A 17,722-nucleotide genomic window follows, 5' to 3' on the forward strand; every position below is an offset into this window, starting at 1 on the left:
CGGCGGGGCCGTGTCCACAGGGACGGGGCCCCACCGCCGTCCGGCACGTCAGCCCTTGCCGAGCAGCTGGTTCATCTCCTTGATCTCGGCGGTCTGGGCGGTGATGACGGCGTCGGCCAGCTCGGTCGCGGGACCGTACTGGCCCTTCTCCTTCTCGGTGGTGGCCATCTCCACCGCGCCCTCGTGGTGCTCGACCATCATGGTCAGGAACATGGTGTCGAAGTCCTTGCCGGACGCCTTCATCAGCTCGTCCATGTCCTTCTTGTCCATCATCCCGGCCATGCCGGAACCACCGGAGTGACCGCCGGAGTGGTCCATGCCGGGCATCGACGCGGGCACGTCCTCGCCCCAGGTCTTCAGCCAGCCGGACATGGTCTGGATCTCCGGGTCCTGCGCCTTCCGGATCCGTGCGGCGAGGTCCTTGACCTGCGCGGACGAGGCGCGGTCGGCGGCCATCTCCGCCATCTCGAGGGCCTGCTGGTGGTGCGGGATCATGCCCTGCGCGAAGGAGACGTCCTGGTCGTTGTGGGCACCTGCGGTGGCACCGGCACCGGCGTCGGCGCTCGACGTGGCCGACTCCTTGGCCGCGGAGCCGGAGTCGGAGCCGTTGTCACCGCCGCAGGCGGCGAGGACGAGGGCGGCGGTGGCGGCCGTCGCGGCCAGAGCGGCGCGACGGACGAGGGTACGCGTGCGGGTCATCGTGCTGGTCATGCTGAGAACTCCTGCGTGTACGAGAACTGCTGCGCCGACGCGGGCGCGGCAGGGGAATGGACATGGCTGAGTGCCGTACGCCCGACCGGATCGGTGACGGTGACGGGGACGGCTCGGCCTTGTCCTAGGTCCGCAGGATCTGCAGTTCGGCCAGTGAGGGAGGCGCGCGCCCGCCCTCCGGCACGGCGGTCACGGAACGGCCGAAGAGGTCGCCGTGGACGGCGCTCCCGGCCGGATCCGGCAAAAGGCCCGGCAGCACGGGCCCGGCACCGACGGCACCGGAGGCGCAGGTCGGGTCGGCGTGCTGGGCGTGCCCGCCGCCTGCTACGCCGCCGTGGCAGACGGTCTCGTCGGCGGTGGCCGGCATGGCGGCGCTCATGGCGCGCGCATGGGGGTGATGAGAGGCGGCCGCGACCGCGTTGCCGGGTCCGAGCGCGTGCATCCCGAACAGCCCGGCGAGCAGCCCGAGCAGCAGAAGCATGCGCCACGGCCCCGTCCTCGGGAGCCGCAGCGCACGGTGGTGCTGCGCACGGGCTGTCACGCCTTCATCGTACGGATGCCGCGCGCGTCCGGTTCAGCCGTCCCAGGAAAACGGGCTTTGCCATCTCTTTACAACCCGCTCCGCCGCCGCGTCGTCTCTCCGCTCGACCCGTCACCCAGACCGCCGGGTACCGGGACACCGGAGTACCGGGCGGGCCGACGAAAGAGAGCATTCGATGCGCCGAACCGTCTTCAGCGCCATGGCACTCACGTGCACCGCCCTGCTGGCGGGCGTCACGCCCGCGTTCGCCGACGGAGCCGCCCCGAGTGCGGTCCCCGGCCGGACGGCCACGGCCGTGCCGACGCCCACCACTGAGCCGAGCGCCGCCGAGCCGAGCGCCGTGCCGAGCAGTGCGCCGAGCGCCGAGCCGACCCGTACCGCCACCCCCGCCCCCTCGGCACCGTCGGCGGCCGAACCGACCCGGCCGTCGGAGGGCGGCCAGGTCTCCGTCGTACCGTCGGGGGCGCCCGACACCGGAGTGGCGCCGACGGCTTCGGCGTCCGGTACCGAACCGGGCGGGCTGATCGGCGGGGGAGCGGCCGCGGTGCTCGCCGCCGGTGGCGCGACCGCCTTCGTCGTACGGCGTCGGAGGGCGAACGGGGCATGACGCCGCTGTCGAGGCGGGCGTTCACCACGGCGGCGATGGCCTCACTGCTGGTGGGCTGCGGCGGCCGGGGAACGGACCCTGCCGCGAGCGCCCACTCCCGCAGAACGAGGGGTAAGGACACGGCTGGTGAGGATCCGTCCTCCTCGGCGTCGGCGAACTCGCCGCGTGCCCTTGCCCGTTCGGTCCCGGTCGGACTGCACATCCCGGCGATCGGCGTGGACACTCCTGTCATCCGCCTCGGCCTGGCGGCGAACGGCACCGTGCAGGTGCCGCCGATCACGGCCGACGACCGCGCGGGCTGGTACCGGCACTCGCCGACACCGGGTCAGGTCGGCCCGTCGGTCATCCTCGGCCATGTCACGGTGGGCGCGTACGGCGACGGCGTGTTCCGCCACCTCGCCCGGCTGCACCGGGGCGACCGGATCGTGGTGCGCAGGGAGGACGGCAGCTCTGCGGAGTTCGCGGTCGGCGCCGTACGGACGGTGGCCAAGGCGGAGTTTCCGGCGGACGACGTGTACGGGGACGTGGACCGGCCGGAGCTGCGGCTGATCACGTGCGGGGGGCCGCGTGCCGGGGACGAGTACCGCGACAACGTGATCGTCTTCGCCGGATTGACCTCTACGTCCCCTTGACCGTCCGGAACCTGTCCCCCTGGCCGGTCGGCCGGGCCGAACCACGGAACGTACGCCGACGGCCCGGCATCCTCCCCCACGGGGACGGGCCCCCGGCCGCCGTCACTATCACTGCCGTATTACTGCCGTCACGACGATGGAGAGCGTTGAAACGGTCCCGAGACAAGGCAGCGTCCGAGCTGTTCGCCGCCCTGTACCCGCGCCTCGCCGGCTGGTGCCGCCGTCTCGTCGACGACGACGAGACGGCCCACGAGATCGCCTCCGAGGCCTTCACCCGGCTTTGGGCCCGCTGGAGCAGGGTCGACGAGCCGCGCGGCTTCCTCTACGTCACCGCGGCCAACCTCGTCCGGGACCACTGGCGCAAGCTGGAACGCGAGCGCAGGGCGATACGCCGGGCAGAGACGGAAGCGGCGGTCAACTCCCCCGCGGAACAGGCGGATCCGTCCGTACGCCTGCTGGTCCAGTCCCTCCCCGAACGCCTGCGCACCCCGATCCTCCTCCACTACTACGCTGACATGCCGATCCGGGAGGTGTCCGTGCTGACCGGACGCAAGGAAGGAACCGTCAAGGCCGACCTGCACGCGGCCCGCGAACTGCTCCGCGTCCATCTGAGGAGAAGCCTTGACCACACGCTTTGACGACGAGGGGGAGGGCCTCGAACTGGCCCCCGACGACCCCCTCGCGGTGATTCTCCGCCCGTCCTCGGCCCACCTGGCCCCACCCCCCGGCCACTACGAGGCGATCCGGCGCAGGGCGTCCCGCCGCCGCCTCCTGCGCGCAGCGGCGGGACTCGGTGCGACCTGCGTGGCCGCGGCACTCATCGCGGTGCCGCTGTATTTTGCGAGGCCCGACGGCCCCATGACCCCGACGCCCCCGCTGGCACCCCCGCCGACGACCAGCCGCACGACCCCGTCCGAGCCGTCGCCCGTGCCCACCCCGTCGGAGTCCCGCACCCGCACGCCGAGCGGTCCGGCCGCCACTGCCGAGCCGTCGTCGCCGTCGGCAACACCGACTTCGCTGCCGACGACGTCGCCGCCGACGGCGCGGGACGAACCGTCGGCGGTTCCGACCGGGGCCCCGGCCACACCGCAGTCCAGCGCGGTGCGGCCGTAGACGACCGCATGCTGCATCTGCGTCAACGCACGTCGACGAAGTCCCCGGCGGTCTTGACGGCCGGAGTGGTGGCGGTGCCGGCGAAGTTCCAGCGCCAGTAACCGTCGCGGTTGGCGGTGACGCTGGTCCTCAACTTGCCGGTGCCGTCCGTCTTGACGGTCTTGACGGTGGTGTAGGTGCTGCTGCCGGAGGGCCGGAACTGCAGCTGCACGGACTGGTAGGTGTAGCCCGCGTAGACGTACCGGTCCCAGTTGGCCCGGGCGAGCTTCCCCGTGACCGTGATCGCCTTGCCCTTGGTGACCGGCTCGGGCGAGGCATCGACGCTGAGCGTGGAGCGCCGCTTCACCGGGTGGGTGCCGTAGACGCCGCCGTAGTAGTCACCGTCCTTGGCCTTCAGCTGGACGTACACGTCCCAGGGCCCGGCGAGCGCGTTGCGGGGCAGGTCGATGTCCGGGTCGAGCTTGACCGTGAGCTTGCAGGTCGACGTGGTGGCGCTGCTGGCCGTGCACGTGGGAGTTCCGTGGTACGACCAGTAGTCGTCCCCCTTCTCCCGGTCGATCTGCAAGAACGCGAGGTCCTTGCTGATCCCCGAATCATCGGAAGCCGTCACCGAGATGGTGAACGACTCCGTCCGGGAGATCCCGAACACGATGCTCTTGCCACCGTTCACGGACACCTTCTTGATCTCCACACCGGTCTCCGCCGCCTGCGCGGGCAGCACGGTGAGAGCAGAGCCACACAGGGCGAGGGCGCCGGCGAGAACGGCACCTATGGATGCTGAACGCATGAATCCCCACAAAGTTAGAGCCGGCCGACGATCCTGGATCCCCCCTGGTCGCGGGCACGGCGGGTGGCGTGAGGATACGGCACGGGGGGTGGGGGGGCGCGGAGCGGTCCGGGGTGCGGGGTGAGGACGGCGATCTCGGTGTGGTGCGGTGAGGTCTGTGGGTCTTCGGGTGTGCGAAGCATGAACTCGGGACATCGGCTTGGGAAGCTGCGATCAGTTTGGAGCCGTTCGGGGGTTGGCTTGGGTGAACGGCGTGGGCGCTTGTTTCGCCGGACTCCGCGGCTTTCACTGTGGTTCCCGCTGTCCCCTCGATCTGGTGCGCTTATGGTGCACGCAACCTCATGGAACTCGTCGTACTCGTGTCGTGCTTCTGGCGTAAGTTGCGCCCGTTCCAACTCCGACAGCGGACGAATCCTTGACACGGCGACCTGACCCAGCGACTCACCAGCACTCGCCTCGCTATATCGGGCGTGCTCGCGTCACGCCACCTTGAGCAGGGCTGCGCGCGTACGGGGATCATCCGTTGCGTACAAGTTCATAGCGGCGTCGTCCCGACCACCGATGACTGCCCTGGGGTTGAGCAGCACCTCGATAAGGCCCTGCACCTGTTCGGCGTTCACTTGCCATCCTCTGACGACCAGAGTGGCGGTGCCAGCACGCTTTCCAACTGTGTTGGTGGGGTCTTGCGCTGTGTGCAGGGGCGTTCACCTGCGTCCATGGGCGGCCTGGTCGCCAGTGTGGGTACGGCTCCGGGTCGCGCCTGAACGGCCGTGAACGGCGCTGAATGAGACGGAAACTGAGAGGGACGGTGGGGCCGGGCTCGATAGCATCTTCGCTGCTGGAGGCTGGCAGAGGCTCGGCGAACTGGTGGTTTCCAGTAACTGGGACTCGGATCTCAGCATGGACGGCTTCACCAGAGCATTGAAGCGATTGGAGAAGCCTGGCTTCCAGGCATGGTTGGGTTTCGCATTCCACGACTGCAGCACTTGGGCACGGCGAGTCTGGTGAGACTCTTTCCCGGAAAGGCCTCAATCCTCGGACACGTCCCGGCGCGTGATCCGCTCCGGGACTGATGGAGTCTCCGGCATGGCACGAACCCGGAGAGGCTCACTTCGCAATGCCAATGCCGCACGCTTCAGGCTGGTCGGTGTTGATCCGTCAGATGGCCACCGGCCGCCCGACGCGCAAGTGGTTCCCCGCTGGATCTGCGCTTGTGGTGCGGCCGCGGGGGACACCACGGCCGCAACCTTCTGGTCCGTAGCTCTGTAGAGACGGTCATTGAAGGGGGCATACAGGCTGCAAGGAGGGCCATGAGGGCCGATGCCGGGACTGCCGGTTGCTTGAGTTGCTGTACTCCGCTGCTGTACTGCAGTTCCATCTCGAACGTGACGAGGGGCGGAGAGAAGACCACCGACGGGCCGCCCCGAGGTATCTGCGCGCGTCTGCGGGCGTTGAAGCCAGACTGGTAGCCGTCCGGTAGATACGGTTTCAATATTCTTTGTGGTGGCAGTGGGACACTGGAGTTGACGGACATCCTTCGTGAAAGTTGTGGGGAGAGGGGTGGTCTCGGTGCATCTGCTACCAACTCCCCGTCCGGCATCCCCTGCGGCGCGGTTGGGCAGGTGGTACCTCGTCCCGGGTCTCCTGCTACTGGCCGTGCTGGTCGCATACATAATTGTCGGCAGCCTGGGTGATGACCTGAACCCGGTAGTAGTGATAGCGCTAGGCATACTAGCGGCGACATTCCTGGTCTTTGCTCACTCCGGACCTATCCTGGAATTCTCTACCGACCTAAAAAGCCTAAGCGTGAAGTTCCAAGAGCAGATCCGCGGGCAACAGCAAGAGATTAGCGGACAGAAGGAACAGATCAACGGGTTGGGAGACCAGGTCGACATCCTTAAATTGGTCGTGCGCGGCCTTGTCACCAGACATATGCTCTCGCACCTGGAGAAGATCGCAGGTTTGCAGGACGACTATGTGCGTTTCGAGTGGTCCATGTACAACGAATTGGAGCACCTTGACGCCATGGGCTATGTGGCTCCCCATGACGGGACCGGGCTGCATGCAATGAGAAACAATCATGGGCATCCTGGCAGCGAGCTCCACCTCAGGAATTACCTGGATGTTACACCAGAGGGGCTGAAATACCTGGACGCCTGGGCTCAGGTGTCTAAGGAATGAGAATATCTGGCGTTCGGTCGCCGCAGCCAGTTGGCGCGAGTGATCATGGCCCCGTAAGCTTCCGGCGCGTCGGGCAGTCTGTGGACCTGCCCGGTAAAGCACGACGTTGGGGCCATGATCTTCGAGGCTCAGCGCCAAAGTGGCTCCGTAGGGCGGGCGAGCCGACCGCCCCAGCCGCGATGCGCGGGGAGCGGAGCGAGCCGTCTTGAACCCGTGAAGAAGGTTGTTACTCAGGATGCGGCTGCGATGTGCCACAGGGGCGCGTCGTACTGCTCCGGGCGGCTGTTGATGAGCAGCTGGCGCAGGGCATCGCGCTGAGAGCCGTCGAGGTTCAAGGCCTCGGTGATGTGGCGGAACGTCGTGTGGGTGACTCCGCGGCTTCGGGCCTCCGCCTCGAACTGGTCGAGCCGGGCTAGAACGGCCTCAGCGTCGAGCTCTACGGGCGGCTGATCCTTCAGCCACGCAGCCTTGTTGCGCTCATAGTCGATCTCGGAGAATCCGCAGACCTCGCGGCTGTACGCCTCGACCTCATCCAAGGTGGCGGTCGTCATGATGGCCCGCGCCAGGCTGTTGCGGCTCAAGGCTTCGTCGAGGTCGACTTCATGGACCGTCGCCCCCTCGGCGGTGAGGGGGACGGGAAGGCCGGCGTCCCGAACTTCGCAAGTGCCCCGGACTCCTCGGGCGGTCGCCGCGAGCATCGCGGTTGCCTCGGAGGGGTGCCATTCCAGGACCGCGCTGATCGGCTCTACGTCCTTCGCCGTGAGGGTGTGCGTGACGCCTCCGAGCGCGGGGTGCAGGTCACTCGGCGAGAGTTCGCCGTCCAAGCCTGGGCCTGCGATCAACAGCCGGGTGGGCGCGTTCACTTGGCAGCAGGCGGCCAGGGTGAGGGCGTCGGCGAGTGGGCTCTTGAGGGTCGGTTCGTCGCCTCGGGCCAGGATGTCGCCGCCCACGTCCAGGAGATCGATCGACTCCGGCTCCAAGTGGCTCACCAGCTCTTCGAGTTGGCGCGTGAGGCCCTCCGCGCCCTGGTGCGGGTCGATCAGGGCGAAGGTGTGCGGGAGTTCGGCGGCGAGTCGGGGGAGTGTCGATCCTGCTGGAGCGATCGGGCGGGCCGTGGCCGGCACTGACCAGACGGCGGGCGTGAGGGGTTCGAGGCCGGTGAAGTCGGCTACTCCCCTTGGGCCCGGTAGCGGGTCGACCAGGAGGCGGTCCCACGCGTACGTGAAGATCACCGCTCTGCCGTCGTCGCCGTACAGGGCGGCGTCAAGCATTGCGGCGGCGACGGCGTCGCCCCCTCCTCCTGCTGCGACGATCAGCCGCGTCATGCAGACAGCGTACGGGTTCGAACAGTGGCCGCTCACCCTATAGTGGCTAGAGGCTATAGCCACTTGGGCGAGGAGGAAGCATGCCTCAGATTGAGGAGGCTCAGCCGAAGTATCTCCAGATCGCGCACTACATCCGCGATCAGATCCTTCGGGGAGACCTGCGGCCGGGGGACGAGGTTCCCTCGGAGCGCCAACTGGCGGCGGACTGGAAGGTGTCGAGGCCGACAGCCGCTCGTTCGCTGGAGGCTCTGAGTCATCAGGGCCTGGTCGAGAAGCGGCAGGGGTCCGGCACGTACGTGCGAAGCCTGGAGGTCAACCGGCGGGCACGTGAGCTGTACGGGCGGGCGCGGCTGACCGGGAAGATCTATACCTCCGGCGAGTACGCCGTGATCACCTCGGCCGGCTGGTTGGAGGCGCCGGATTACGTCGCTGAGGCGTTGGGCCTGGTCAAGGACCGGCGGGCCGTGCACCGGCGGCGCGTGACCAACAATCAGGACGGCCCCATCACGCTGTCCACCTCGTGGTTCGCTCCTGACGTCGGCCAGAAGGCGCCCAAACTCATGGATCCTGAGCGGATTCAGGAGGGCACCCTGCTGTACGTCGGGAACATGACGGGACGTCAAGGAAGCTACGCCGAAGACCGGATGTGCGCGCGCTCCGCAACGGCCGAGGAGGCCGCTGACCTCCAACTAGCGCCCGGTTCCGCTGTCTTGGTCGTCCATCACGTCGTCTTCGACCTTCAGGGCCGGCCGCTGGAGTTCGCCGAGGCCGCATACCCGCCTCACCGCTGGGCGTTCGAACAGGGTTACCCGCTCACCTGACGGCGCATGAGTTCCGCCGAACTGCTTGCAGACGAGGGTGGCTAATGCCACTATCCAGTAAGTGGCTAAGGCCACTTGATCGGAAGGGGGGGCACGGCGTGACGAGTCAGCGGCTGGATCAGGGCACGCGCTCAGCCCGCCGGGGGTGCGGTTGGAAACGCGTCACCTCGCGTACGACTCCGGCGCTCTCCACCGTCAACGACCGTGCCCGTGCCGCATCGAAGCGACGGTGCCTCGACTGCCACGGCACCGGCAGGGAGTGAGTGCGGATGGCCTACACAATCGACCGCGACCCCAGTCCGGACTCACCGCGACTCGGGGCGATGACCTTGCATCCCACGCCGGAGTCTGTACCTCGGGCCCGGCGCTGGTTCCAGAAGTTCATCGCCCCGTACAACCCGACCTGCTCGGTCGACGACTGCGCGCTGATGATTTCGGAGCTGGTCACCAATGCCATCGCCTACGGTCGGTCGGACGACCCGTGGGCAGTCCGGGTGGAGTGGTACCGAGAGGAGAACTCACTCCGGGTCGAAGTACACAACCCGGGTTTCCCGGCGAACGTGCGGCTGCGCCGCCCCGACGCCAACGACGCCCATGGGCGCGGGCTGCTCCTGGTGGACGCCATCGCCGATTCGTGGCACTCCGGCCCGAGCCGCTTCGGCGGTACGGTCGTCTCCTTCGTGATGGCTGATGCCTGGCGGCCCTGAGAGAGTCCTCTGCCGCGTCGACTGCGGCACTCCAATTGTCGCTGGTCTGCTGGCCGGGCGTTGCAGGTCTCTGCGGTAGGCGAGACCCTGCTGGGCCATCAGCGGCGTTGCGCGGCGACGGCGCCGGTGTACGTCTCGCGTGTGAGGTCGTCCGGGCCGATGCCAAGGGCGGTGAGGACGGCGCGGATGTCTTCCAAGGCTGCGGTCACGTCATTTTCGTCGACGAGTGTTTCCACTTCGAGGAACGTGCCGTCGATCTCCGGGACGCATACCAGAGTCGCCAGCATCTTGCGTCCCCGTACCTCGAAGTCGTAGTTGCGGCAGTGCTTCTCGAAGGCGATGAACGGCACGTATCCGAGGCCGCGCAGGATGGCGTGGGTCGCCTCCGCAGTCTCGACGCGGGTCTCGTGTTCGGGTTTGGAACCGGACTCCTCGTCGACCGCGGCGCCCTTGTATGTAAGCACCGTGCGGGTTCCGTCCCTCCCTTGCACAGTCCGTACTCGTAGTTCCTCGCCGGCCTGCTCCAGGGACCCGTCGGGGTGGTCGTAATACGTGTCTCGGTATACCTCGACGCGGGCTGACGCGTGTTTGTCGAGCAGCCGCATGACCGCTTCGGGCGAGTGCACGCGGGCTTTCAACTCCGCCTCGATCATGAACGGTTCCTCGTCCTTCAGGCCGTGCGTTGGGCGCCGTCGACGATGGCCTCGAACATCCTGCGGAAGCCCCGGAATAGGGGGCCGTGCGGGGTCTTCATCACCTTGTACGTCGCCGAGTCATGAGGCGCCACATGGGAAGCATGCGGCAGCGCCGTACGCTGATGTCGCAGGTATGGGCCAATGCCAGCTGTGGATGTCAGCCGGCCCGCGGCACGATGCTCACCGCGCGGTAGTCGTAGCCGTCCTGCTTGAAGCCGGGGGCTTCCCACTTGAGGTCTACTTGCTGGCCGGGCGACAGGGTGCGGAAGCCGGGCTTTTGGATGTCGGAGTAGTGGCCCCAACATCCGCCGGGCGTCTCGGCGCAGTCGAGTACGCCCCACCCTTCCTCGTCGTGCCACTCCCTGACCGTCGCAGTCGCCATGAGGGAACCCTACGGCTCGTGCACGGCACAGTGCTGCCGGGGGTCGCGACGGGCTCAGGCCGCGGTCTCCCCGCACGCCCCGGACGTGAAGGCCAGGATGTGCGGGGCTGCCTCGCGCAGGCTGGCGAAGTGGCGGTGTACGCCCTCCACCGGGACCGTGGCGTTCACGCCCCATACCGTCATCCCGGCGTCGAGGCCGGACTGCACGCCTGAGGGGGCGTCCTCGATGACCAGGCAGTCTTCAGGGGCGGCGCCCAGCCGGGCAGCGGCCTGCAGATAGGGCACGGGAGAGGGCTTGCCCTCCTTGACCGAGGCCGCGTCCACGATCAGGTCCGGCATCGGCAGGCCCGTCCGCTGGAAGCGGCCGCGTACGCGGTGTTCGTAGTTCGAGGTGACCAGTGCCCAGGCGCCGGGTGTCAGGGCGTGCAGCAGCTCCGATGCGCCGTCGAAGGCCGTGTAGACGCCGGACCGGACATCGTCGTCCTCCAGTTCGTGGAGCGTGGTCAGGCACTCGTGCGGGTCGCGGTCCGCGGCGACGTGCGCGAACGTCTCCATCGGGCGCGTCCGCAGGGCCACCTGGTAGACCTCGTCCGCATCCAGGCCGTAGCGCTCCGCCCAGGTCTTCCAGACTCGGCGCTGGTTGCTCACCGCGTCGATCAACGTGCCGTCGACGTCGAACAGTACGTACTTCGTGCGGCCCGGCCGCCCAGGTTGACTGGTCACGCGTCCATCGTGCCAGCTGGATCAGGAAGACACCGGGGCGGTCACGCGCGTGCTCCTGGGGGTGTTCGCCGCTCTGGACGAGTCGGTCGCGGGACCGGTCCCGAGCGCGCCGCCACAGTGGGGAACCTCAGGGCTCGTCCGCACGTGTATGAGGGGGACTCGCGGGACGGATGGGGGCGCTGTGGGGTCGGTGGGGCGTGAAGTCAGGGGGACCCTGGCATGGGTGCTGGTCGCTGTCGTGGTGCTCGTCGTGGGGGTCGCGATGGCCTTCCAGGTGCGTGGAGCGCTGGAGCGGGAGCGGGAGTTCCGGGCCGCGCCCGCGTGTGCCTCCGTCCCCGTGGAGGCGTCGGGGTGTCTGTGGGAGCAGGAGTTCAGCGTTCGGAAAGTCGATACGCACCGTCGTGAACGACGCGAGTCCCCGGAAGCCGAGTTGGTGCTGCCGTCCGGCAAGTCGTGGGACGTGACGTTCCCGCAGAGGCGTCCGGTGGTGTCGGAGATGGCGCCTGGCGACAAGGTCGTCGGCCTCATCTGGCACGGGGAGGTCGTCGAGGTCCGGGACGCCGACGGGCGGCGGCAGCAGACGTCCTCGGGACCCGTGGGGTGGCCCGAGGACCGGCTCGGCGGCGCGCTCGCCTGTCTGTCGTTCGGGCTGATCGCCCTTGTCGGGGGGCTGTGGCCGCTCTTCGCGCCGGGCAGGCGGCGTCATGCGAAGGCAGCGGCCGTCGTGCGGTGGCACGGCGTCGGCATCGGCGGCGCGGCCATCCTGACGCTCTGGGCCCAGGCGGCCAACGACTGGCCGCTGTGGGCGATTCCGGCGATCTGGGGGCCGCTCGCGCTGCTCTTCCTGGCCTCCATGGTGGCCTTCGTCCTCGCCGCCCTCCGCGGGGACTTGGACGACGATGACGATGACGATGCCAGTACTAGTACTAGTGCTAGTACCAGTGCTGGTACCAGTGGCAACTGATGCGCCCCGCTCAGTGCGCCGCGAACTGCCTCCCCGTCGGTTGCAGCACATTCGGGCGGACAGGGATTCCGTCCACCGTCAGCGCCTGCCCATAGATGTCGGTGACCCTGATCGCCCCGCCGCAGCCCCTCCCCTGCTCGGAGAGGAAGTAGTTGTAGTCAGTACGCGGCAGCTGACGCCACCCGCTCCCGTCCCGAACCTCCAGCCGTGCCACCGGATTCCGGTGCCCCACCACCTGGATGCCGCACCAGTAGCGGCTGGAGCCGGTCTTGTACCGGATCGAGATCGTGTCGGACGTGCCGGGGCTCAGCAGGGTCCAGGTGATGGGGATGCGCCCGGTCGAGGGGACTGCCAGCTTGGCGAAGGCCGCGGCGCTCAGGTCGAGTTGGCCGGGGGCGCAGGGGAGCGGGCACTCGTTGGTGATGCGGACCGTCACGGAGGCGCCGGTTGCCGCGCGGACGCGTATGTACGCACCGCACGCCTTGGAGGTCTCGTAGTCCGTGTGGTTCATCGCCGCCGTCATGACGTCGTCGGTCGGGCCGTACAGGCAGGCTCCGTCGCCGTTGCCGACGTCGTAGAAGGTGGCGACCCCGTCGTAGGTGACGCCGGGGCGGATCCGTCCCGCCAGGGGAGCCGCGCCCGACGCCGGCCGGGGAGCCGTCGCGGCCGGGGGGCCTGCCTTTGCGGGGTCCGCACCCGGACGTGGCGTCTTCGTGGCAGGAGTTGCCTTGGGGGTGGCCGTCTCGGTGCGCTTCGGCTTCCGCGTCGGAGACGGAGAAGGGCTCGGTGTCGTCCGCTGGGACGTCGACCGTGTGTCGGCCGCGGGCGTCGGGCCCGCATGGCCGGCCGTCGTCGGCGCATCGGGACGTAGAGCCAGGAGCAGCGCCGCGGCGAGTGCGACGGCCGTCACGACCGCGGCGGGGACGACGGCCGTGTGCCACTTGCGCGGGGACCGGCGGTGGGAGCGGGATGCCACGGGTGAGTCCTTATGTGGTTCGGCGGAAGCGGGGCAGGTGTTCCTGCGAGGCTCCCGGCGCCCGCAGGGGGCCTCACGCATGTCAGTGGCCGCGGGAGGCGGAAAGGTTGCCGGGTGGAGCGCGGAGAAAAATGCCTGGCGGTCGCGAGCGGGCGGCGTTACGCTCGCCCGCGATGACGACTCATTCTGTTGACAGATTGGGGGTCCCGTCCGCGCAAGGTGAGTGCTGATGCTCACTCAGTTCGCGAACGGAGACACTCCGCTTTCCTTCTGGCCGCGCGTGCGCGAGTTCGCCGTGCCGGCCTCCATGATCGAGACCGCGACCGCCCGCCGGCTGGCGGGGGACTGGGCGGGGGCGTGTGCCGCCTCGGGTTTCGACGTCGATCTCCATCTGCGGTCCGTGGCGCGTGATCACGGCCGGGAAATCGCCGATCTGGTCCGGGCCGATCTACGGCATCTCGCTCCCGACCTGCTGCGCTGGCACATGCCACGGATCGCCCCCGACGGACTGCTGCGGCCGGGGCTGACCCTCGCTCTGGCCCGGTACGACCGCGGGGGGCGGGGCGGCAGACGGCCGCTGTATCTCGTGGTGCGGACTCCGCCGGCGTGGGCCGATGCCGGTCAGCGGATCAGCCTCGCGCTGTGGGGCGGGTCCGGGGCCGGGACCAGGACCGGGGCCGCGTCCGGACCTGGATTCGGGCCCGGGGGCCGTGGCTGCCGGCATCCGCATCCCCGGCCCAACCGGCGGTTCCGTCTCGATCTGCACCGTCACCTGTGGGATGCCCGCAGGGCGGGCGAGCTGCGGGTCAGGTCCGGGAAAGGTCCCGGCGACCTCCCCGCCGATGTGGCTCTGCCCTACGGGCGCCGCTGTGCCGTTGACCGGTGGGCGGACGAGGCGCGGATACTGCTGCGCGCCGAGGGCCGGTCCAGTGGGGCCGTGCTCGTGCGGTTGGGGGGACGGGATCGGCTGGTTCTGGAGGTGCCCGCGGAGGGGGAAGCGGGCGGGCAGGGGCGGGGCGACGGCAGGCGTGGGTCGCCCGTACTGCGGCTCGCGGACTCCGCCAAGGGCCGTGCCTCCGAGCTGCCCGTCCTGCCCGACGCGGCGACCTGGGTGCTGCCCGACCTGGAGCTGCTCCGGCTCGGGCTCATCGACGCCGATCGGCTGCATCCGCTGGTCGCCTCCGCCCTCGTACCCGATCATGCGCCGCCGCCGCGGCCGTTCGCGACCCCGACCCGGGAACCGGCAGGACAGCCACGTCTCGTCGAGTGCCGGGGAGCACGGCACCGGATCGGTTTCGTCGACGGCGTCCTGGCGCCGTTGGACCACGACCCGGCCGAGATCCGGCGGGAGGAGCTGCTGGCCGCCCTGACCGGAACGCCGCTCCCGTGCCTGCGGGTCATCGACGAGGCGCACCGGCGTCCGGACTGCCTGCCCGATGTGCGCGAACGCCTCGGCCACGGCGACATCGCCGGTGCACTGGCCGTCGTGGAGGGGCTGTTGGGCCCGGATGCCGTGCTGCGCCACGGTGCGCTGCGGGACGAGCTGGCCGCGGCGGCCGAGCGGCGGATCGTGTACGGGCTGTTCAGAGCGGGCCTGACCGAACCGGGGCCCGGCCCCCGCTCCGGACGCGAACTCGGCGCTCCGGACCGCCGCCGCCCTCGCGACCGGCGCTCACGCAGACGGCACGCGACCTTCGACTGACCTGAGCCGGTCTGGCCTGACCGGCCTGGTCTGAGCCGGCCTGACCAGTGTTCCCCGCACCTTCGCCGTCCACCACGCCCTCGCCGTCCACCCTGCCCTCGCCGCCCACCACACCCTCGTACCCAAAGGTGATCACACATGCCCACACACCTCGCCCCTGACCTCCCCGCCACCCAACTCGACGTCGCCGCCGACCTGTTGGCCCTCCTCGCCGACACCACCACCGAACCCCGCCCCGACACCCAACTGGAGGCCCTGACCCTGGCCGTCGCCGCCGACCTGCCCGTCCTCCTGTGGGGTGAGCCCGGTATCGGCAAGACCGCTGCTCTCACCCAGCTCGCCGCCGCCCTGGAGCTGCCGCTGACCACGGTGATCGCCAGCGTGCACGAGCCGTCCGACTTCTCCGGGCTGCCCGTCGTCGGGGACGATCCGGCCGAGCAGGGCGTACCGATGGCGCCGCCGGACTGGGCCGTACGGCTGGTGAAGGCCGGGCGGGGGCTGTTGTTCCTGGACGAGTTGTCCACCGCGCCGCCGGCCGTGCAGGCCGCGCTGTTGCGGCTGGTGCTGGAGCGGCGGGTCGGTGCGCTGCGGCTGCCGCCGGGCGTACGGATCGTGGCCGCCGCCAACCCCCGGTCCTCGGCGGCCGACGGCTGGGAGCTGAGCGCGCCGCTGGCCAACCGGTTCGTGCATCTGCAGTGGGCCCACGACCACGAGGTCGTCGTACGGGGACTCGGCGGGACCTGGCCGCGGGCGACCCTGCCGCGGCTGGACCCGCACAAGCTGCCGGAGGCCGTGGACTTCGCCCGGCGCGCGGTCGGCGGGCTGCTCGCCGGGCGGCCGGGTCTCGTGCACCGGCTGCCCAGCAGCGAGACGCGGCGGGGTGGTGCGTGGCCCTCTCCCCGCAGCTGGGAGATGACGCAGCGTCTGATCGCCTTCGCGACCGCCGCCGGTTCCTCGCGGGAGGTGCTCTCGCTGCTGGTCAGGGGCACGGTGGGGGACGGTCCCGGGCTGGAGCTGCTGGCGAGCGTGGACCGGATGGACCTGCCGGACCCCGAGCTGCTGCTCGCCGATCCGGCCGGTGCCGTGCTGCCCGAGCGGGGGGATCTGCGGCAGGCCGCGCTCGACGGGGTGGTCGAGGCGGTGCGGGCGCGTCCCGGGAAGTCCCGTTGGGACGCGGCCTGGGCGCTGCTGGTGCGGGCGGTGGAGACCGGGGCGCCGGACCTCGTCGTCCCCGCCTCCACGCTCGCCTCGCTCCGCCAGGAGGACTGGGACGTGCCGCCGTCGATCGAGCAGCTCGCCGGAGTCGTGTCCCTGTCCCGGCGAGCGGATCACGCGGCGGACCGGACGGCGGCGATCGCCGGGAAGGCCGGCCTGTGAGCGGGGGCGCACCCGGCACGGCCGACACGATCGGCACGGCCGACACGATCGGCACGACCGGCACGGCCGGGGAAGCACGAGGCATGCGCCGAGCACCTGCCCGGGCCGCGGCGCTCGACCGCGACAAGCTCTTCGCCGCCCGGCTGCACGCCGCCCGCGTCCGGCCCTACCTGGCGACCGCCCTGTTCGCCCTGCACGTCGTGGAGTCGCGGCGGGTGCCGACGATGGCCGTCGACCGGCACTGGCGGTGCTATGTCTCGCCCGCGTTCGTGGACGGTACGCCGGTGGAGGAGCTGGCCGGGGTGTGGGTGCACGAGGTGTCGCATCTGCTGCGCGACCACCACGGGCGCAGTGACCGGGTGGCGCGCGAGCGCGGGCTGACCGGACCGGGGGAACGGCTGCGGATGAACATCGCCGCGGACTGCGAGATCAACGACGACGTGTACGGCGACGGGCTGGCGCAGCCCGAGGGGGCCGTCCTGCCGCGGACCTTGATGCTGCAGGAGGGCGAGCTGATGGAGGACTATCTGCGTCAGTTCCGGCTCGGGCCGCGTACGCAGGACCTGGCCTGGCTGGACTGCGGAAGCGGGGCCGACGGGCTGGAGCGGGAGTGGGACCTGGGGGCGGACGGCGCGCACGGGCTCAGCGCGCAGGAACGGGACGCCGTCCGGTTCCGGGTGGCGCAGGGCATCACCGGGCGGCCGGGCGACGCGACGGCGGGGTGGCAGCGGTGGGCGGAGGAGGTCTTTCATCCGCCGCAGCCGTGGCGGGAGTTGCTGGGCGCGGCGGTCCGTTCGGCGGTGTGCGGCCCGGGTGCCGGCGAGGACTACACGTACGGCCGCCCCTCGCGCCGCTCGGCTTCCGTGCCCGGCGCCGTCCTGCCGAGCCTGCGGCGCCGGCCGCCCCGGGTCTGCGTCGTCATCGACACCTCCGGCTCGGTCAGCGACGCCGAACTGGGCAGCGCGCTGCTGGAGGTCGCCGCGATCTCCCGGGCCGTCGGAGGGCGGCGCGACCTGGTCAGCGTCGTGCCGTGCGACGCGGCGGCCGGGGGTGTGCACCGGCTGTGCCGTACCGAGGGGATTCCGTTGGTCGGAGGCGGCGGCACGGATCTGCGCGCCGGCTTCGCCAGGGCGCTGGGAGCACGGCCCCGCCCCGATGTCGTCGTCGCCCTGACGGACGGCCAGACCCCATGGCCGAGCACGCGTCCGCCGTGCCGGACGGTCGTGGGGCTCTTCGCCCGGGCGGCGGGGTCGAGCTCGGTGGATGAGGACGATCCCGACTACGTGCCGGATCTGCCGCCGGCGTGGGCGCGAGTGGTGGAGATCGGGTAGGGCGCCGGCAGCCGTTGAGGTCGCCGCCGAGGAGAGCGGGAACGCCGAGCTGTCGATCCCGACGGATTGCTCCCCGTCCGACGCGGCGCCTCGGAGGGCCTCCCCAGGTTCTCGACCTTCGCCCGAACCCGGCGGCCCCATCGCCCT

Annotated in this window: 20 protein-coding genes; 10 read left to right on the forward strand and 10 right to left on the reverse strand. The window is 70.2% G+C overall.

Annotation, left to right across the window (positions count from 1 at the left end; all coding sequences use genetic code 11):
• Positions 1–48: 48 nt before the first annotated feature.
• Complete coding sequence (locus tag ACIBU0_RS07075; protein WP_398813984.1) at positions 49–699, reverse strand: DUF305 domain-containing protein; 651 nt, start codon at positions 697–699, stop codon at positions 49–51.
• Between the two features lie 136 nt (positions 700–835).
• Entirely contained in the window at positions 836–1,252 is a 417-nt protein-coding gene (locus ACIBU0_RS07080) for a DUF6153 family protein (RefSeq protein WP_398812844.1), read from the reverse strand.
• A 175-nt stretch (positions 1,253–1,427) separates the two neighbouring features.
• On the opposite strand from ACIBU0_RS07080, the gene ACIBU0_RS07085 reads away from it, so the two are divergent.
• From ACIBU0_RS07085 to ACIBU0_RS07095, 3 genes are all read left to right on the forward strand, one after another.
• Positions 1,428–1,859: a sortase-dependent protein gene (locus ACIBU0_RS07085; protein WP_398812846.1), complete on the forward strand. Its 432-nt coding sequence runs from the start codon at positions 1,428–1,430 to the stop codon at positions 1,857–1,859.
• Complete coding sequence (locus ACIBU0_RS07090) at positions 1,856–2,491, forward strand: class F sortase (protein ID WP_398812849.1); 636 nt, start codon at positions 1,856–1,858, stop codon at positions 2,489–2,491. Before ACIBU0_RS07085 ends, ACIBU0_RS07090 begins: the two co-directional genes overlap by 4 nt.
• Before the next feature lie 146 nt (positions 2,492–2,637).
• A complete protein-coding gene (locus ACIBU0_RS07095) occupies positions 2,638–3,129 on the forward strand; it encodes an RNA polymerase sigma factor (RefSeq protein ID WP_398812852.1) in 492 nt (163 codons plus the stop codon).
• A gap of 93 nt (positions 3,130–3,222) precedes the next feature.
• Here the strand turns inward: ACIBU0_RS07095 and ACIBU0_RS07100 are convergent, their stop codons facing one another.
• From ACIBU0_RS07100 to ACIBU0_RS07110, 3 genes are all read right to left on the reverse strand, one after another.
• Positions 3,223–3,621 (reverse strand): hypothetical protein, encoded by a 399-nt coding sequence (locus tag ACIBU0_RS07100; RefSeq protein WP_398812855.1) that lies wholly within the window; start codon positions 3,619–3,621, stop codon positions 3,223–3,225.
• A 5-nt stretch (positions 3,622–3,626) separates the two neighbouring features.
• Positions 3,627–4,391 (reverse strand): hypothetical protein, encoded by a 765-nt coding sequence (locus tag ACIBU0_RS07105; RefSeq protein ID WP_398812857.1) that lies wholly within the window; start codon positions 4,389–4,391, stop codon positions 3,627–3,629.
• A 479-nt stretch (positions 4,392–4,870) separates the two neighbouring features.
• On the reverse strand, positions 4,871–5,011 hold the full coding sequence (locus tag ACIBU0_RS07110; protein ID WP_398812860.1) for a hypothetical protein: 141 nt from the start codon (positions 5,009–5,011) through the stop codon (positions 4,871–4,873).
• Positions 5,012–6,047: 1,036 nt separating this feature from the next.
• Here ACIBU0_RS07110 and ACIBU0_RS07115 point away from each other — a divergent pair.
• Positions 6,048–6,572 carry a hypothetical protein gene (locus tag ACIBU0_RS07115; RefSeq protein ID WP_398812863.1) on the forward strand — a complete coding sequence of 175 codons (525 nt, stop codon included), beginning with the start codon at positions 6,048–6,050 and terminating at the stop codon, positions 6,570–6,572.
• Between the two features lie 230 nt (positions 6,573–6,802).
• Here the strand turns inward: ACIBU0_RS07115 and ACIBU0_RS07120 are convergent, their stop codons facing one another.
• The gene (locus tag ACIBU0_RS07120) at positions 6,803–7,897 is read right to left on the reverse strand and encodes a DUF1152 domain-containing protein (RefSeq protein ID WP_398812866.1); all 1,095 of its coding nucleotides are present in this window, start codon (positions 7,895–7,897) and stop codon (positions 6,803–6,805) included.
• A gap of 80 nt (positions 7,898–7,977) precedes the next feature.
• On the opposite strand from ACIBU0_RS07120, the gene ACIBU0_RS07125 reads away from it, so the two are divergent.
• Both ACIBU0_RS07125 and ACIBU0_RS07130 read left to right on the forward strand, forming a co-directional pair.
• The gene (locus ACIBU0_RS07125; protein WP_398812869.1) at positions 7,978–8,718 is read left to right on the forward strand and encodes a GntR family transcriptional regulator; all 741 of its coding nucleotides are present in this window, start codon (positions 7,978–7,980) and stop codon (positions 8,716–8,718) included.
• Positions 8,719–8,987: 269 nt separating this feature from the next.
• Positions 8,988–9,425: an ATP-binding protein gene (locus tag ACIBU0_RS07130; protein ID WP_398812872.1), complete on the forward strand. Its 438-nt coding sequence runs from the start codon at positions 8,988–8,990 to the stop codon at positions 9,423–9,425.
• A gap of 98 nt (positions 9,426–9,523) precedes the next feature.
• Here the strand turns inward: ACIBU0_RS07130 and cyaB are convergent, their stop codons facing one another.
• The 3 genes from cyaB to ACIBU0_RS07145 form a co-directional block, all read right to left on the reverse strand.
• Positions 9,524–10,078 carry a class IV adenylate cyclase gene (cyaB, locus tag ACIBU0_RS07135; protein ID WP_398812875.1) on the reverse strand — a complete coding sequence of 185 codons (555 nt, stop codon included), beginning with the start codon at positions 10,076–10,078 and terminating at the stop codon, positions 9,524–9,526.
• Positions 10,079–10,277: 199 nt separating this feature from the next.
• Complete coding sequence (locus ACIBU0_RS07140) at positions 10,278–10,502, reverse strand: cold-shock protein (protein WP_398812878.1); 225 nt, start codon at positions 10,500–10,502, stop codon at positions 10,278–10,280.
• Between the two features lie 54 nt (positions 10,503–10,556).
• On the reverse strand, positions 10,557–11,225 hold the full coding sequence (locus ACIBU0_RS07145; RefSeq protein WP_398812881.1) for an HAD family hydrolase: 669 nt from the start codon (positions 11,223–11,225) through the stop codon (positions 10,557–10,559).
• A gap of 223 nt (positions 11,226–11,448) precedes the next feature.
• On the opposite strand from ACIBU0_RS07145, the gene ACIBU0_RS07150 reads away from it, so the two are divergent.
• Positions 11,449–12,189, forward strand: coding sequence for a hypothetical protein (locus ACIBU0_RS07150; RefSeq protein WP_398812884.1), 741 nt, complete (start codon positions 11,449–11,451; stop codon positions 12,187–12,189).
• A 10-nt stretch (positions 12,190–12,199) separates the two neighbouring features.
• Here ACIBU0_RS07150 and ACIBU0_RS07155 read toward each other — a convergent pair whose 3' ends face one another.
• Entirely contained in the window at positions 12,200–13,165 is a 966-nt protein-coding gene (locus ACIBU0_RS07155; RefSeq protein ID WP_398812886.1) for an expansin EXLX1 family cellulose-binding protein, read from the reverse strand.
• 229 nt (positions 13,166–13,394) lie between these two features.
• On the opposite strand from ACIBU0_RS07155, the gene ACIBU0_RS07160 reads away from it, so the two are divergent.
• The 3 genes from ACIBU0_RS07160 (at position 13,395) to ACIBU0_RS07170 (ending at position 17,575) form a co-directional block, all read left to right on the forward strand.
• On the forward strand, positions 13,395–14,867 hold the full coding sequence (locus ACIBU0_RS07160) for a hypothetical protein (protein ID WP_398812889.1): 1,473 nt from the start codon (positions 13,395–13,397) through the stop codon (positions 14,865–14,867).
• 138 nt (positions 14,868–15,005) lie between these two features.
• Positions 15,006–16,244, forward strand: coding sequence for an AAA family ATPase (locus ACIBU0_RS07165; RefSeq protein ID WP_398812892.1), 1,239 nt, complete (start codon positions 15,006–15,008; stop codon positions 16,242–16,244).
• An 83-nt stretch (positions 16,245–16,327) separates the two neighbouring features.
• On the forward strand, positions 16,328–17,575 hold the full coding sequence (locus ACIBU0_RS07170) for a VWA-like domain-containing protein (protein WP_398813986.1): 1,248 nt from the start codon (positions 16,328–16,330) through the stop codon (positions 17,573–17,575).
• Positions 17,576–17,722: the final 147 nt, after the last annotated feature.

Source organism: Streptomyces sp. NPDC049627, from assembly GCF_044465645.1.
In the GTDB taxonomy this organism is placed as follows: Bacteria; Actinomycetota; Actinomycetes; order Streptomycetales; family Streptomycetaceae; genus Streptomyces.